Origin of the sequence: Nocardiopsis coralli (assembly GCF_014892575.1) — a bacterium.
Taxonomy (GTDB): Bacteria; Actinomycetota; Actinomycetes; order Streptosporangiales; family Streptosporangiaceae; genus Nocardiopsis; species Nocardiopsis coralli.
Genome location: NZ_JADBGI010000011.1, coordinates 47,257 through 63,923 on the forward strand (window position 1 = coordinate 47,257; position 16,667 = coordinate 63,923).

Here is a 16,667-nt window from a genome sequence, read left to right on the forward strand (position 1 = left end):
CCGCCCGTCCCATGGTCGGACGGGTTTCTCCGCCGGAAAGGTCACCCACTCACCGTGTCCACCACTTCCCTCCCGCAGGCAGGGCTCAGCGAGGCCTGAGCCCGCCCGGCCCGGCCACCCCGGCCCGGACACACGCGGGGCCGGACGCAGCACGCGCCCGGCCCCCGTTCAACGCTCCGCGGCGGTCACCGCACCACGAGGAAGTCGCCGGCCTCCCGCGGCGGGCGGTCGGCCGGGGCCTCGGCCGCGTACCCCACGGCCACCGACCCCATCGGCTGCCAGTCCTCCGGCAGGTCCAGGACCTTGCGCACCACGTCGGCGCAGAACATCGTCGACGAGATCCACGCCGAGCCGAGACCCTCCATCGCCAGCGCCACGAGCAGGTTCTGCACACCCGCGCCCATCGCCACGTGGAACATCGTGCGCTCGGCGTCGGACCGCCGCGCGTCCGGGTAGGGGTGCGCGCCGTCGGCGACCAGGAACGGCACCACCAGGCACGGCGCGGCCCGCAGCACGTCCCCACGGCGGGTGCGCCGTGCGATCTGCTCCTCGGTGAAGCCGTCCGCGCGCAGGTCCGCGATCCAGGCGTCGAGCATCGAGTCGAGCAGGTGCTCGCGCACCTCCGGCGACTCCACCAGCACGAACCGCCACGGCGTCGTGTGGTGCGGCGCGGGCGCGGTCACGGCCGATGCGACGGCCTTGCGGACCAGGGCCGGGTCCACCGGGGTGTCGGCGAACGACCGCACCGTGCGGCGGGCCGGGACCACGTCGCGCGATCCGTACCGGAACAGGTCCGCGTCGGCCGGGCGCACCAGGGCCGCGGCCCCGGGGCCGTCCTCCTCGGTGACCAGGTCCGCGAGACCGCCGACCACCGCCACCGGGATCCCCGCCGTCTTGCCCTTGACGAGCTCCCCGGCGCCCGCGATCTCGTCGGCGACCGCGTTGACCGTGGCCTCCATGATCTGGCCGCGGCTGTCGGGGGTCCCGCGCAGGTCCTCCAGGGGACGGATCCCCGCCGCCCCGATGGCCACGTCGGTCTGCCCGATGCGCCAGGGCCGGCCGAACGTGTCGGAGACCACGACGGCGACGTTCACGCCCAGGCGCTCGCGCAGCCCCGCCCGCAGTGCACGGGCCGAGGCGTCGGAGTCCTCCGGGAGCAGCAGCACCGTGCCGGGGTCGACGTTGGAGGCGTCCACCCCCGCGGCCGCCATGACCAGGCCCTGGCGGGTCTGCACGATGCGGGTGTGCCCGGCCCGGGCCACCACACGCTCGGTCTCGGCCGTGATGGCGTCCTCGCGGTCCGTGCGCCGCGAACGCCCCTCGGCCTTGCTCACGATCTTGGAGGTCACGACGAGCACGTCGCCGTCGGACAGTGCGGTGCCCGACGCGTGCACGGCTTCGGCGAGCACCCGCGCCAGGTCGTCGCCCTCACGGACCTCCGGAACGCCGGGCAGGCCGCGCACGTGCAGTTCCGCGATCACGCGCGTGCCTCCGAGAGCTCGACGGCCAGGTCCACGGCTGCCCGGGCCAGCGCCTCGGTGGAGTCCGGGTCACTCATGTACAGGGGGCGGGAGCGCACCTCGACTCCCTCCACCTCGGTGCCCGCGTCGGCCTCGTCGACCAGCCACCCGTCGAGCAGGTCCGCGCCCAGGTGTTCGGCGACCGCGCCTGCGTCGGTCTCCACGCCGATGGCGGACAGGCACGCGTCGGCCATCCCGCGCACGGGCGCGCCGCCGATGATGGGGGAGACCCCGACGACGGTCTTCTCGGCCATGGCTTCACGGATCCCGGGGACCTGGAAGACCGAGCCCACGCTCACCACCGGGTTCGACGGCGGCAGGATCACCGCGTCGGCCTGCGCGATCGCGTCCAGCACACCCGGCGCCGGCTTGGCCGACTCCGCGCCCACCGACACGAACTGCCGCGCGGGCAGCTCGGCCCGGTGCTTGATCCACCACTCCTGGAAGTGGATCGCACGCGTGCGGCCCTCCTCCTCGACGACCACGTGCGTCTCCACCTGGTCGTCGGTCATCGGCAGCAGCCGCACTCCGGGCTGCCAGCGGTCGCACAGCGCCTCGGTCACGGCGGACAGGGGGAACCTCGCGGCGATCATCTGCGCGCGTACGATGTGCGTGGCGGTGTCGCGGTCGCCGAGGCCGAACCACGTGGGTTTCATGCCGTAGGCGGCGAGTTCCTCCTTGACGGTGAAGGACTCGTCCTTCCTCCCCCACCCCCGGTCCTCGTCGATACCGCCGCCCAGGGTGTACATCACAGTGTCCAGATCCGGACAGATCCGGAGCCCGAACAGTGTGATGTCGTCGCCGGTGTTCCCGATGACGGTGATGGAAGGGTTTGTGGTCTGCTCTTCGGAGGCCGGCGCGTCCGTTCCGAGAGCGGCCTTGAGGCCGCGCAGGAAGCGGGCGCCGCCGATACCGCCTGCCGGTACGACTATCCGCATGCGTCCAAGTCTGGCAGGCTGGTGCCGTGTATGGGTCGTCTGCCCCGTGGTGCGACCCGAGCGGCGTGTGACCGTACCGAGACGGGGGTTCGCGAACCCCGGTGCGTCGGCCGCCATCCCACTTCACGGCCCGGAGTGTCCGGCTGTCCCCATTTCTGCCTGGACCCGGCCGATTCACCCGACTGTCCGACGATATGCCAAGCTTCCACCGACGCGACGGCGATGAAGCGGAAGAGGGGAACCTCTCTTGAACAACGAAACTCTAGAACGCTTGCGCCTTCCCGCGGCGTGGGTGCTGATCGGTGCGGTCGGCGCCTCGATGCTGTCCGGGTTGATCGGTCTGATCGCGCGCTCCACCGCTTCCTCCGGGTTGGGTTCGGAGTACGATCCCGGCTTCCCGGGGGCGATGGCGAGCTCCGGCCAGTCCTTCTTCGGTCTGCCGGTCCTGATCCTTCTCGTGGGTGCGGTCGCCCTGGTGCTGACCAGTGAGCGCACGAGGCCCTCCGCTCTCCCGGTCGTCGTGACCGCCATGGTCATGACGGGTGTGGGTCTGCTCTTCGCGGCCATCAACCTCGTCACCGTGTTCATGCAGCACGCGGACGACATGGGCATGGGCTTCGCCGGGTTCATCGGCCTCTTCGTGACCGGTGCCCCGCTGGCCCTGTTCGGGTTCTTCCTCCTGAAGGCCTTCAACGACCCGAACCTGGTCCCGCGCCCCGTGCCGCAGGTCGGCCAGTACAACCCGCAGGGCTTCCCGCCCGCGACCGGCGCGCAGCAGTCCTTCGCCGGGTACGGCCAGGACCCGTACGGCCAGCAGGGCTACGGTCAGGACCCCTACGGTCAGCAGGCGTACGGGCAGGACCCGTACGGCCAGCAGCAGGCGGCCGCGTACGGCACCGGCGGCCAGCAGGCCTACGGTCAGGACGCCTACGGGCAGCAGCAGGCCGCGGCCTACGGGACCGGCGGTCAGCAGGCCTACGACCCCAACGCCTACGGACAGGCCTACGGTCAGGACGCTTACGGCCAGCAGCAGGCCGCGGCCTACGGCACGGGCGGTCAGCAGGCCTACGACCCCAACGCCTACGGACAGGCCGACGGCAGCGGTGCGCAGCAGGCCTACGACCCCAACGCCGACGGACAGGCCTACGGTCAGGACGCTGACGGCCAGCAGCAGGCCGCGGCCTACGGGACGGGCGGTCAGCAGGCCTACGACCCCGACGCCTACGGACAGGCCTACGGCAGCGGTGCGCAGCAGGCGTACGACCCCAACGCGTACGGCCAGCAGGGCTACGGTCAGGACCCCTACGGTCAGCAGGCGTACGGGCAGGACCCGTACGGCCAGCAGCAGGCGGCCGCGTACGGCACGGGTGGCCGGCAGGCCTACGACCCCAACGCCTACGGACAGGCCTACGGCAGCGGTGCGCAGCAGGCGTACGACCCCAACGCGTACGGCCAGCAGGGCTACGGTCAGGACCCCTACGGTCAGCAGGCGTACGGGCAGGACCCGTACGGCCAGCAGCAGGCGGCCGCGTACGGCACGGGTGGCCAGCAGGCCTACGACCCCAACGCCTACGGACAGGCTTACGGGACCGGTGGCCAGCAGGCCTACGACCCCAACGCCTACGGTCAGCAGGCCTACGACCCGAACGCGTACGGGCAGGCCTACGGCAGCGGTGCGCAGCAGTCCTACGACCCGAACGCCTACGGGCAGGGGTACGACCCCTCGCAGTACGCCCCGCAGGCCGGCGCCGACCAGGCCCAGACCTCGGCCTCCGGTGAGCAGGCCGCCCAGGACGCCATCCAGTACGGGTGGTACCAGGGCGCCGAGCAGTCCTACCAGCAGGGCCAGGAGTCCACACCCGGGGCCGACGGCGGCGGGTACGGCGAGTCCGGTGCATACGGCTCTGACCAGTACGGACAGGGCGGAACCGGCGGTCAGCAGGGCTGGTACGGCAACGACGAGCAGCGCTGACCCCGACCAGGGACCCCGTGCTCCCCACCGCCTCGGACGTGCGTGAATTGCGTGGTAATCCACAGAACGGACATCGCGGGCCCGCCGACGGCAGTTCGCGGCGTGATATTCAGTGGATTACCACGCAGGGCGCTTGACGCACAGCGAGTGTCACGCGTGTAATTTCAGGGTGGGATTCAACCCGGTCCGGGGGATGAAAAGGGCCGGGTACATCTATGGGGGGCAACAGGAGGTGCGCATGAGCGAGGTCATCCCGCTGGCGCACGGCTCGGACGAGGATCTGGGCTGGCAGGAACGTGCCCTGTGCGCGCAGACCGACCCGGAGGCTTTCTTTCCCGAGAAGGGCGGCTCCACGAGGGAGGCGAAGAAGGTCTGCCAGTCGTGCGAGGTCCGGGCCGAGTGCCTGGAGTACGCGCTGGAGCACGATGAGCGCTTCGGTATCTGGGGGGGACTCTCCGAGAGGGAGCGCCGGCGGCTGAAGAAAGCTGTCGGCGGAGATTTCGATTTCCTCGCGGACATGCTCTAGGTGATCCGGACAAGACGAGCGCCCCGGTGGTTGCACCGGGGCGCTCGTCTTTCGTGTGGGACGCCGTTCGGGACCGAGGTCGAGATTGGATGATCCGCCCGCTCCCCGTGGGAATGCCCCGATATGGCGGCTATGGACCGGGGGTGTCAGGGTGCGCGGAATAGGCACGTAATGGTGCCGAGTGGCGTATCGTGATGACCCGTCTCAGCAGTCCCGTACCTCTCCACGGGACGGCCCCTCCCCGGAAGAGAACCCACTACAGCCGTGCTTGACCAGGACTCCGCCCGCCACGTCGTCACCGCGGTCGTCGTGACCCACGACGGGGCACGTTGGCTCCCCGAGACGATGGCCGCGCTGCGGGCGCAGACCCGCCCCCTGCAGCGCGTCGTCGCCGCGGACACCGGCAGCACCGACGGCAGCGGCGACATCCTCGCCGAGTACCTGCCCTCGGACTCCATCACCGACCAGTCGCCCGTGACCGGTTACGGCGACGCCGTGCGCGCCGCCCTGGACCTGCCGCGCTCGTCCACCGCCGTGCGGGACTCCGGCGAGGGGGCCACCGAGTGGATCTGGCTGATGCACGACGACCTCGTGCCCGAACGCGACGCCCTCGAACAGCTCCTGGCCGCCGCCGACCGCGACCCCCGGGCGGCCGTGCTCGGCCCCAAGCTGCGGGACTGGTTCGACCGGCGCCTGCTCGTCGAGGTCGGCGTGGCCATCGACGGCGCGGGACGGCGCGAGACCGGTCTGGAACAGCGTGAGTTCGACCACGGCCAGCACGACGGCAACCGGCAGGTCCTGGCGGTCTCCAGCGCCGGGATGCTCGTGCGCCGCGACGTGTGGGACCGCCTCGGCGGGTTCGACCCGTCCCTGCCGCTGTTCCGCGACGACATCGACTTCTGCTGGCGCGTGGGCGGGGCGGGGCTGCGCGCGCTCGTGGTCACCGACGCCGTCGCCTACCACGCCGAGGCCTCCTCCCGGCGCCGGCGCGAGATCTCCGCGACCCGCAACCACCCGCGGCGTGTGGACCGGCGCCACGCGGTCTTCGTGCTGCTGGCCAACCTGCCCTTCGGCGGCATGGTCGCGGCGCTGCTGCGCAACTCCTTCGCGTCGCTGATGCGCGTGGTCATGTACCTGCTCATCAAACAGCCCGCGAACGCGCTGGACGAGGCCGCCGCGATCACGCTGGTCTACCTGCGGCCCGACAAGCTCGCGCGCGCCCGGTTCCGGCGCCGCCGCGACCGCCGCCGCACCTACAGCGCGATCCGGCCGTTCCTGGCGCGCGGGGTGGCGATGCGCCAGTTCGCCGACGCCCTCACCGCGGTGCTGACCGGCGAACCCGTGCGCAACACCCCCGGCCGGCACCAGGCGGTGACCGCGCCGCCCAACCCCGAGGACGAGGAGGCGGTGCTCTCCGACGACCAGAGCTTCCTGCGGAGGGTGGTCACCCGGCCCGGGGTCATGCTGGTGCTCGTGCTGTCGGTGGTCTCGCTCGTGGCCGGGCGTTCGCTGCTCTTCGGCGAGCTGCTGGCGGGCGGGGCCCTGCCGCCGGTGGCAGGGAGCGCCGCCGACCTGTGGTCGCTGTACCTGTCCTCCAGCCCGGAGAGCGGGATCGGCGCGGGCGGGCCGGTGCCGCCCTACGTGGGGCTGCTGGCGCTGCTGTCCACCCTGACCCTGGGCCAGCCCTGGCTCGCGGTCACGGTGATCCTGCTCGGGTGCGTGCCCCTGGCCGGGTGCACCGCCTACCTGCTGGCCCGGGCCGTGCTGCGTTACGTCCCGGCGCGCCTGTGGCTGGCCGGTACCTACGCGCTGCTGCCGGTGGCCACGGGCGCCGTGGCCCAGGGACGCCTGGGCACCGCGATCGTGCACGCGCTTCTGCCGGTCCTGGCTCTGCTGCTGGTGCGGGTGGTCAGCCTTCCGGACAAGGCGTCCCGGCGCGCGGCCTGGGGCCTTGGGCTCACGCTGGCCGTGTCGACCGCGTTCGTGCCGATCGTCTGGCTGCTGGCCCTGGTCACCGGGGTCCTGGTCGCCCTCGCCTTCGGACACGTGGGACAGCGCCTCTACGTCAGTGTCGCGCTGAGCCTGGCCGTGCCGATCGTCCTGTTGTTGCCGTGGTCGCTGGAACTGCTCACGCACCCCACGCTCTGGCTGCTGGAGGCCGGACTGCACCGGCCGGAACTCTCCGACCCCGCCGCCGGGCCGTTCGAGCTGCTCATGCTCTCGCCCGGCGGTCCCGGGGCGCCGCCCGTGTGGGTCACCGCCGGGTTCCTGACCGCCGCCCTCATGGCCCTGTTGCTGCTGCGCAACCGCATGGTCGTGGCCGCGGGGTGGTCGCTGGCCCTGTTCGGGCTGCTCGTGGCGATCGTGGTCGGACGCCTGGTCGTCGAGCCCTACTTCGGCGGCCCGCCCGCCCCGGTCTGGCCGGGTGTCGCGCTGTCCTTCGCCGCGACCGCCGTCCTGATGTCCGCGGGCACCTCCGCCCGCGCCATCGGGGACATGCTCCGCGGCGACCACGGCGGCGCCGACGCGAACGCCCCCTGGTGGAAGGACTGGCGCCGGGGGTTCGCGCTCGCGGTCACGGTGGCGGCCCTGGCCACACCCGCCTCCGCGGCCGCCCTGTGGATGTGGGAGGGCTCGGACGGCCCGGTCACCTCCGACGCCCCCGCGACGGTTCCCGGGGCGCTGGAGAGCCGCAGCGACGACGGCACCGAACCGCGTGCGCTCGTGGTGGCGCCGGACGACGAGGGCAACGTCGACTACACCGTCGTGCGAGGACGCGAACCGCACCTCGGCGAGGAGGCGGTCGTGCCCGACGAGGACGGCCGCACCAGCATGGACCGCGCCGTCGCCGAACTCAGCGCCGGCCAGGGCGGCGACCAGCTGCACACCCTGCTCGACCACGGCGTCCAGTACGTGCTCTACCCGCGCCCGGAGGAGGCCGGCCCGTCCCAGGCCACCATGGTCGACGTGCTCGACGGCACCCCCGGGCTGGACCGGCAGTCGCTGTCGGTCCACTACGGGCTCTGGCGGATCTCGGAGGACACCGGCGCGCTGCGCGTGGTGCCCGAGGGCGGGCTCGACGCCACGGCCCTGCCGGTCGAGGGCAGCGCCGGCGACATGAGCGCGGAGGTGGAGGCGGGCTCCACCGGCCGCCGCCTGGCCCTGGCCGAACCCGCCGACGGGAGCTGGAAGGCCACGCTCGACGGGCAGGAGCTGTCCGAGGTCGCCGTCGAGAACGGCACCCAGGCGTGGGCCCTGCCCGTCGACGGCGGCCAGGTGCGCGTGTGGCACAGCGATCCCGTGCACACCGCGTGGATGATCACCCAGGGCGTGCTGCTGCTCGTGGTCGCCGTCCTGGCCGCACCCGGCGTGCGCACCGAGGAGGAGGCCCGCCTGATCGCCTCCACCCCGCCGCCGAGGCCGCGCCGCCCCGACAGCCTGCGCCGCTCCGGCCGCCGGGGGACGGGGGCACGCGACGGCGGGTCCCGGGCCGCCGGTGAGACCGCCGAGAGCGACGGGGAAGCACCGGAGGGCGGCGGCGACCCCGCCACCACGGAAGAGGCCGCCGAGGGCTCCGACACCGCCGACACGGCCGAGGAGAGCGCCTCCGGGACCGACCGCGACACCACGACCACCACCGGTTCCATCCCGGCCCTGCTGGGCGGGGGACGGCGCAAGGGCACACGTCGCAAACCCGGGCGACGGCGCGCCTCGCCCCGGAGCCGCCGCAACACCGACCGTCCCGAGGGTGAGGAGTGACCGTGCGAGTGATCGTGGAGAACCGGTTCGCGCTGTTCGGCCTGGTCGCCCTGGCCCTGACCGCCCTGCTCGGCGTCGCCTTCCTCACCCGGCCCCTCACCGCCGAGGTGGGGGTGAGCGAGGCAGGGACCGTGCGCCCCGACCGTGCGGTGCAGGTCTGTCCTGAGCCGCACGAGGACTCCGACGCCGACAGTGTCGCGGCCGCCTTCGCCCCGCGGGTGAGCCGTGACGACGAGGGCGAGCTGTGGGGCGTCCCGGTCCCGGGCACGCCCTCCGAGGACGACGAGGACGAGGACACGGAGGACGGGGAGGCCTCGCCCTCGCCGGACCCCGCCGACGCCGCTGAGGACGACCTCATCGGCGACCAGATCACCGAACCCAACCGGGTCTGGAGCGCCGAGACCGGCGACCTGGGCGACCCCACCGCGGTGCACGCGTCCGGCGACCTGGCCTCCGGGTTGGAGATCGCGCAGATCACCGCCTCGGACGACGAGGCCACCGAGGTGCTGTGCGCCCAGCCCTCCATCGGCACGTGGTTCGCGCTGCCCGGAGGCGACGACCCCGACGGTGTGGACCTGGAGGAGCTGACCGCCCACCTGTCCAACCCCGAGGACTTCCGCGCCACCGCGAGCATCGACGTCTACACCGCCGACGGGCCCTCGCACTCCACCGAGAGCCGGGGCATCCCGCTGGGCCCGGGGGAGTCCACCGAGCTCGACCTGACCGAGCTCGTGCACAGCACCAGCGCGGTCGGGGTCCATGTGCGCACCAGCACCGGCCGGGTCGCCGCGTCGCTGCTGGCCGAGCACTCCTCCGGCGGCACCGACTGGGTCAACCCGACCTCGGAGCCGGCCGAGGAGGCGATCGTGCCGGGCGTACCCGGCGGCGAAGGCGTGCGCCGGCTCATGCTCGCCGCACCCGGCGACGACCCCGTCACCGCACGGGTGCACGTGCTGACGGAAGAACCCGCCGACGACGAGGACGGCGAGGACGGCGACGACGACGGGAACGGCACCGGTACCCCCGGCGACCCGTACACCGTGCACGTGCCGCCGGCCGCCTCCGCGTGGCTGTCCCTGGAGAGCGCCCTGGCCGAGGAGCCCGGAACCGTCGTCGTCGAAGCCGACGGCGAGGTCGTGGCCGGCGTCGCGTCCGAGTTCGACGACGGTTCGGAGACCGCCTACAGCTCCGCCGTCGACCCGCTCGACCGTCCCCTCGACACCACCGCGGTCCTGCCCGACGTCCCCCGCGATGCCGAGACCGAGGTCGTGGTCGGGGCCGTCGAGAGCGACGCCGCGATCGTGGCCACCCCCGTCGGCGCCGACGGTGACCAGGGAGACGCCGTCAAGCTCACCGTCCCCGCGGGCACCACCCAGGTCTTCGGCACCGACGCCGGCGACGAGGACGTGGCCTGGGAACCGCCGCCGGGCATCGGCGCGGGCGAGGGTTACGCGGTCCGGCTCGACCTCGTCGACGACGGCTCCGGCCCCGTCCACGTGGGCCGGGTGCTGCGCACCGACGACGGCGTGGGCGCCGCCCCGGTGCGGCCCGCGCCGGTCGAGGTCCCGCTGCCCGTGGTCCGCGACAGCCTGGTGGGCCTGACGCCCTGATCCCCCGCAGCGGCGGGGATCGAGATCGGCGAACCGCCCCTACGCGACCGGTTCTTGGTCCATACTTGGACCGTCATTGAACCGGGTGCCTCTGGGAGGTCTGCGTGGTGGAACCGTCGGACGACACCGCTGGGGCCCCGGGCACCGAACCCGTCCCGGGGGCGGAGACCCCCGATCCCCCGGCGCCGGAGCCCGACCCGGGCGTGACGGACCCCCCGTCCCCCGACGGGGTGGCCGCCGCTGTCGATGGCCTGTCCGAGCAGGTGCGCGGGTTCCACGCCCGCGCCGACAACTACGAGCAGATCATTCGGCAGATGCAGAACCGGATCGAGCAGCTCCAGGGCGACCAGGTGCAGGCCCTTCTCAAACCGGTGATCCGCAGGTTCGCCGGACTGCACGCCCAAGCGGCCGAAGCAGCCGAACGCGCCGGCGAACGGGGAGAAAGAGCCGAGAAGGATTTCGATTTCTTCATGGACACCATCGAAGAAGCGCTCGGCCTCATCGACGTCGAATCCGTGGAGGCAGAACCCTCCGCCGAGTTCGACCCCGCGAAACACCACGCGGCACGTGTCGTGACCACCGACGACCCCGAGAAGGACCGGCGTGTGCACCGTGTCCTGCGACAGGGTTTCACCTACGCCGACGCCGACCGTGTTTTCCTGCCGGCACAGGTGAGTGTCTACAGACACGAGGATTCTCGGTAGGGTTTCCCGCGGTTCCCCTTCCGCCGCGAAGCCCTGCCCCCGCGGACTTCTGAGCCCCCGGGCCGGGGTGCGACAGCGACCACGTGACCAATCCTGAATGAGGAGTTCTCCGTTGGGTGACAGCGTGTACGGGATCGACCTGGGCACGACGTATTCGGGGATCGCTCGGATCAATGATCTCGGGCAGGCCGAAATCGTCCTCAACTACGACAGCAACCCGACGACCCCCTCCGTGGTCTATTTCGAGGGCGAGAACAACATCGTCGTCGGCGAAGAAGCAAAACGTGTACAGCGGTCGGCCCCCGACCATGCGTGCTCGTTGATCAAACGCCACATGGGTACCTCCTATCCCCAGGAGTTCCACGGCGACAGGTACACGCCGGAGAGCATTTCCGCGCTGATCCTCAAAGAACTCGTGGCCACGGCCAACAACGAGAGCGGCCAGGAGATCGGCAGGGCCGTCATCACCGTGCCCGCCTACTTCGGGGTCAAGGAGAAGGAGGCCACCCGGCAGGCCGGACAGATCGCCGGGCTCGACGTGGTCGGCATCGTCACCGAGCCCGTGGCGGCCGCCCTCTCCCTCGGGATCCGCGGTGAGAACCCCGAGACCGTGCTCGTCTACGACCTCGGCGGCGGCACCTTCGACACCACCGTGCTGCGCGCGGAGGCAGGCCGGGTCGAGGTGGTCGCCGTCGACGGGAACAAGACCCTGGGCGGCGCGGACTGGGACTCCGCCCTCGCCCAGCTGATCGTGGAGAAGTTCGTCCGGGCGGCCGGCCTGGGCGACGAGGACCCCCTGCTCGACGAGGAGTTCGAGGCCGAACTCCTGGGCCAGGTCGAGGAGACCAAGAAGTCGCTCACCAAGCGCGAGAAGGCGACCGTCCGCTGCCGGTACGGGGACCACGACGAGAAGGTCGAGGTCACCCGTGCCGAGTTCGAGGAGGCCACGCGCCACCTGGTCGGCCAGACCCTGGAGATCGCTCAGCGGACCGTGGCCACGGCGGAGGAGAAGGTGCCCGGGCTCTCCGTCGACCGGGTCCTGCTGGTCGGCGGCTCGGCCAAGATGCCCATGGTCGAGACGGCGCTGCGCGACCAGCTCGGGTGGGACCCGGCACGCAGCGACTTCGACCTGGCCGTGGCCAAGGGCGCCGCCGTGTACGGGCAGGCCGCGGTGGACGAGGTGCTGTCCACCGACGGCTCGGAGGTCGAGGTTCCCAAGGGCGCCGAGAAGAGGTACTTCCTCGGTGATTCCCGCAGCCTGAGCGTCACCAACGTGCTCTCGCGCGGACTCGGGGTCCAGTTCATGGACGAGGAGAAGGACCGGGAGTACGTCTCCTTCCTCGTGCACGCCAACGACGCCATCCCCGCGCAACCCGCCCCCATCACGGCCGAAACCCTCGTGGACAACCAGGAACGGGTCGCCATCACGCTCTGCGAACAGGGCGGGGAGCTCGAATCGGAGGCCCCGGAGGACAACGAGGTCCTCCAGGAGAAGATGCTGCCCATCCCTCCGCTGCCCAAGGGGGCGCCGGTCGAGATCACCCTCACCGTGACCGCCGAGGGCCTGGCCAGGGTCCACGCCTACGACCCGGCCGGCGACCGGAGCATCGACGTCGAGGCCCAGGTCTCCGTGCTCTCCCAGGACGAGGTCGCGCAGGCCGTGAAGCAGGTCTCGGGGCTGTCGCTGCGTTCCTGATCCGTCCGGCTGGAGGCAACGGTGGCGTTCGACGCCAAGCAGTACAGGAAGAGCGTCCTGATCCCGTTGGAGAAGGACAAGGACCGCAAGGCGGTGCTCCAGGAGGCCATCCGGGGGTTCCAGGGCACGGAGGGGGCCTCTGCCCTGGCCCGGCTGGACCTGTCCGCGCTGTTCGCCGTGGAACCCTCGATGTCCGGGCCGGACCTGGAACGCCACCTCGGCAGTGTCGAGGCGGCCTTCAACAGCCCCGCGGTCAAGAACCGCGGCTCGGCGCAGCTGTTGAAGAAGCTCCTCGAACTGTTGCGGCGGTCCGAGGACGTGGAGGTCGCCGACCCCGCGTTCTGGTCCAGGATGGCGGCCGCCCGGACCCGGGCCGAGCGCACGCAGCTGGACGGGTTCGCCCGCGCCGTGGCGCAGGAGCAACCGCTCAAGGTGGTCCTGGCCGACCGGGTCGCCGAGCTCGCCGCCGGCACCGGCTTGGGGAGCGTGGCCGAGAGCGACCTGGCCGCGGCGCTCTCGTCCCACGGGGTCACCGTGGTGCCCGACTTCGAGCTGCCCAGGGTGAGGGTCCCCCCGGCGGTGCGCGCTGCGACCGGCTTCCCCGAGTTCCGCACCGTCGTGGACGTGGTGTGCCGTACCGAGCGGCCCGACGGGATCCGTGTCGTCGACGGCCTCTCGTACGGGGAACCGGCACGCCGCCTGGGCCCGCAGGACGTCGCCCGTGCCAAGGCACTGCTGCAGCAGCAGGAGGCACGGGTCGAGGAGGGCGCCCGCCAGGCGGCCCAGAACGCTCTGGCCGCCCTCACCGAGTGTGCCTCCGCCGCCGACCTGCACGCCCTCGCCCTGGCCTCGGTGGCCGAGGCCGCCGAGACCCTGCTGCGGCGGGGCCTGCCGCGGGTGACGGTCCACGAAGAACTGTGCAAGCTCGGTGTGCACCGGGACGACGCCGCCCGGCTGGTCACCAAGCTCTCGACCGGGAGCAAGGTGCTCGGCCCCGACGACGTCGCCGAGCTCCTGGCCGACGGTGCCCTGGGCGAGGCCCGCAGGCTGCTCGACAGCCTGCCCGACCCCTCCGACGACGAGCGCGCGGCACGGGAACGCCTGGCCGAGCGGGTCGCGGCGGCCGAGAGCAAGAAGGACCGGAGCCTGGCGCGTTACCACGCCGCGGTCGAGGCCGGGGACCACCCCGGCGCCGCGGCGGCCCTGCGCGAGGCCCTGGACGTCGACCCGCGCGACGGCGACCTGAGCGAGCGCCTGCGCAGGCTGCCGCCCCCGCCGCCCGCCAACCTGTCGCTGCGGATCGAGGGGCGCGGCCTCGTCGTGGCCTGGAACGCCGACGGGGACGAGGCGGTCACCCACGCCGTGGTGCGCACCACCGACGGGGTCCCGGCCAACCCGCAGGACGGCCGCCGCCTCGTGGACGGCCACACCGGAACCCTCTTCCGGGACGAGGAACCCCCGGTCGGGGCCCGCGTGCGTTACTCGGTCTTCGCCACCCGCGACGGGGCCGCCTGGTCCGACCCGGCCACCGGAACCTGCGTGGTCCTGCCGCCGCCGACCGACCCGGGCGCCTCCGCCGGTACCACCCAGGTCTCGCTCTCCTGGGGCACCCCGCCCGAGGCCGTCGGGGCGGTCGTCACCCGCACCGACCCGGACGGCAGCAGCCGGACCTATCACCCCGCCGAACCCGGCGAACTGACCGTCACCGGGCTCACCACGGGGACCAAGTACCGGTTCTCCGTCGCCGCCGTCTACCTGACGGAGGGCGGGCAGCGGCGGGAGTCGGCCGCGGTCAGCACCGACGCCACCCCGCGCGGCGCCGTCCGTGCGGTGGAGGACCTGCGCGTGGACGCCGCCCCCGACGGCCACCGGGCGAGCTGGACCACGGTCGTCGGCCACCCCGTCGAACTGTGGGCCCTGCCGGTCACCGGCCGGATCGAACCCGGCACCCGCCTGTCCCGTGCCGAGCTGGCCCGCATGCACGGGCGCCGGATCACCCTGCGCCCGGGGCCCACCGCACCCGGCCGCACCGTGCGCGAGTTCGACACCCCCACGGGGGTCGTCCTCCTGGTCCCCGTCACGGCGGACGGCGACGGCGGCCTCGTCGGCACGCCCGAGGTCACCGGTTCCGCGCCGCAGGTACGGATGCCGACCGTCGAACGCCTGGGCGAAGGGCTCCGGCTGTCCTGGCAGTGGCCCGAGGGCGACCACGTCATCGAGGTCGGCTGGCACGCCGACGGAGAACCGGTCACCCGCCGAGTCACGCGGACCGCCTACAACGAGGGCGGCGGCGTCAAGATCCCACGGGCGCACACGGTCAGCGGCCTCACCCTGGCCACGGTGGTGCGCACGGCCGACCGCGAGTGGGTGTCCGCCCCCGTGCAGGTGCCCCTCGGCGGACGCGCCCCGGCGGCGTCCTACACCCTCCGGGTCAGACGGTCCTGGCTGGGCGGCAGGGGCACCGCGACGGTGACCGTCGAGTCCCCCGAGTTCCGCGGCACGGTCCGGGCCCTGACCGTGCTCAAGGAGGCCAAGTTCATGCCGGGCGACGCCACCGACGGCACGGTGGTGGACCGCCGAGATCTGGACTTCGCCGACGAACGTTCCCACACCTTCGAGCTGAGCCTGGGCAAGGTCGCCACACCCTTCTGGGTGCGGCTCTTCACCGAGCCCGGAAGCGCGGTCCGGCTCGAGGACCCCCCGACGAGCCGGATGCGAGGCTGAGACACGGTGCTCTTCAAGGCGACGGCCCCGTGCCCGTACTGCTACACCGAGATCAACCCCCGGAGGCTGGCGTACCGCTGCTCCGGTCGGCACGCGGCCGGCCGGTCGCCCTGCACGAAGGCGATGGACGAGGCACGCAGCAGGCACTTCAACGACACCAACGCCTACTGGCCGATCATCCGACCGGAGCGTTTCGACAGCCCGCTCATGGAGACCGCGGCCAAGGCCGGCGTCGTCGACCGCTGTGCCGACTGCGGCGCCGACCCGGGCCCGCCGGTCTGTCCGGAGTGCCATTCACTGCTGCCCTCCGAGTACGGGTCCGACTCGGCCCTGTTCGGCCTGGTCGGGGTGCGCGGGTCGGGCAAGACCGTCATGCTCTCGGTCCTGGACGCGGAGCTGCGCGGTTCGGTCGCCGACCGTTTCGACGCGGCCATCGACGTGCCCGGCGGCAAGTCCGGGCTCACCCGTGACCTGCGGGTCCACCACGAGCTCATGAGCGACGCCCGCAGGAGGGTCCCCGGCCAGACCCAGGAGAACCGCGGCGGGAAGAAGGAACCCGCGGTCTACACGTGGCGCTACGTCAAGAAGGGGCCGCTGGGCACCTCCCGTACCGCCTCGACCGTCTTCTCCTTCTACGACAACGCCGGCGAGGACTTCGCGACCGCCGACGCCGCCATGACCCAGCGGTACCTGGGCGCCACCTCCGGGCTGATCCTGCTGCTGGACCCCTTCGGGTTCCCGGAGAACCGCAAGCGGGCGGCCGACCGGGGCGCAGGGTTCGTGGAGACCGGGCCGGAGGAGGTCGTCGACGCGGTCACCACCGTGCTGAGGGCCACCGGCAGGGTCAGGCGCTCGAAGAAGATCAAGCAGCCCGTCGCCGTGGTGGTGTCCAAGATCGACGCCTTCTTCGACCAGATCGAGGAGGGCCACCCGCTGCGCCGGCCGTCCTCGGGCCGCCCCCTGTTCGACGAGACCGAGGCACAGACGGTGCACGACCACCTCGGTCTGCTGATCCAGCAGTGGGGAGGGGCGAAGATCATCCGCACACTCGAACAGCACTACGCCGACTTCCGCCTCTTCGGGGCCTCGGCCCTGGGCGCCGAACCCGACTACGCCTCGCAGCGGGTCAACCACCGCGGCCTGTTGCCCCACCGCGTCGCCGAACCGCTGCTGTGGCTCATGGCGCGCCGGGGTTTCCTGCCCTCGACGGGAGAGTGA

At 72.5% G+C, this 16,667-nt stretch carries 10 protein-coding genes; 8 read left to right on the forward strand and 2 right to left on the reverse strand.

Annotated features, from left to right (window positions below):
• Positions 1–185: 185 nt before the first annotated feature.
• Both IDM40_RS14020 and cofD read right to left on the reverse strand, forming a co-directional pair.
• Entirely contained in the window at positions 186–1,481 is a 1,296-nt protein-coding gene (locus tag IDM40_RS14020; RefSeq protein WP_193122435.1) for a coenzyme F420-0:L-glutamate ligase, read from the reverse strand.
• The gene (cofD, locus tag IDM40_RS14025) at positions 1,478–2,458 is read right to left on the reverse strand and encodes a 2-phospho-L-lactate transferase (RefSeq protein ID WP_193122436.1); all 981 of its coding nucleotides are present in this window, start codon (positions 2,456–2,458) and stop codon (positions 1,478–1,480) included. Before cofD ends, IDM40_RS14020 begins: the two co-directional genes overlap by 4 nt.
• Positions 2,459–2,729: 271 nt before the next feature.
• On the opposite strand from cofD, the gene IDM40_RS28645 reads away from it, so the two are divergent.
• From IDM40_RS28645 to IDM40_RS14065, 8 genes are all read left to right on the forward strand, one after another.
• Positions 2,730–4,430 carry a hypothetical protein gene (locus IDM40_RS28645; RefSeq protein ID WP_268959337.1) on the forward strand — a complete coding sequence of 567 codons (1,701 nt, stop codon included), beginning with the start codon at positions 2,730–2,732 and terminating at the stop codon, positions 4,428–4,430.
• A gap of 238 nt (positions 4,431–4,668) precedes the next feature.
• A complete protein-coding gene (locus IDM40_RS14035) occupies positions 4,669–4,956 on the forward strand; it encodes a WhiB family transcriptional regulator (RefSeq protein ID WP_026118359.1) in 288 nt (95 codons plus the stop codon).
• A 264-nt stretch (positions 4,957–5,220) separates the two neighbouring features.
• Entirely contained in the window at positions 5,221–8,715 is a 3,495-nt protein-coding gene (locus tag IDM40_RS14040; protein ID WP_193122438.1) for a glycosyltransferase, read from the forward strand.
• Positions 8,716–8,717: 2 nt separating this feature from the next.
• Positions 8,718–10,325 carry a DUF5719 family protein gene (locus IDM40_RS14045; protein ID WP_193122439.1) on the forward strand — a complete coding sequence of 536 codons (1,608 nt, stop codon included), beginning with the start codon at positions 8,718–8,720 and terminating at the stop codon, positions 10,323–10,325.
• Positions 10,326–10,429: 104 nt separating this feature from the next.
• Complete coding sequence (grpE, locus tag IDM40_RS14050) at positions 10,430–11,029, forward strand: nucleotide exchange factor GrpE (protein ID WP_193122440.1); 600 nt, start codon at positions 10,430–10,432, stop codon at positions 11,027–11,029.
• Between the two features lie 112 nt (positions 11,030–11,141).
• Positions 11,142–12,725 (forward strand): Hsp70 family protein, encoded by a 1,584-nt coding sequence (locus IDM40_RS14055; protein WP_193122441.1) that lies wholly within the window; start codon positions 11,142–11,144, stop codon positions 12,723–12,725.
• A gap of 21 nt (positions 12,726–12,746) precedes the next feature.
• Positions 12,747–15,449, forward strand: a complete 2,703-nt coding sequence (locus IDM40_RS14060) for a fibronectin type III domain-containing protein (protein WP_193122442.1) — start codon at positions 12,747–12,749, stop codon at positions 15,447–15,449.
• A gap of 123 nt (positions 15,450–15,572) precedes the next feature.
• Positions 15,573–16,667 carry a zinc ribbon domain-containing protein gene (locus IDM40_RS14065; RefSeq protein WP_235997581.1) on the forward strand — a complete coding sequence of 365 codons (1,095 nt, stop codon included), beginning with the start codon at positions 15,573–15,575 and terminating at the stop codon, positions 16,665–16,667.

Bases quoted from the DNA above. Each gene is read 5' to 3' on its own strand.
- IDM40_RS14035 (WP_026118359.1), top strand. From the start codon at position 4,669: ATGAGCGAGGTCATCCCGCTGGCGCACGGCTCGGACGAGGATCTGGGC.
- cofD (WP_193122436.1), bottom strand. From the start codon at position 2,458: ATGCGGATAGTCGTACCGGCAGGCGGTATCGGCGGCGCCCGCTTCCTG.
- IDM40_RS14065 (WP_235997581.1), top strand. From the start codon at position 15,573: ATGGACGAGGCACGCAGCAGGCACTTCAACGACACCAACGCCTACTGG.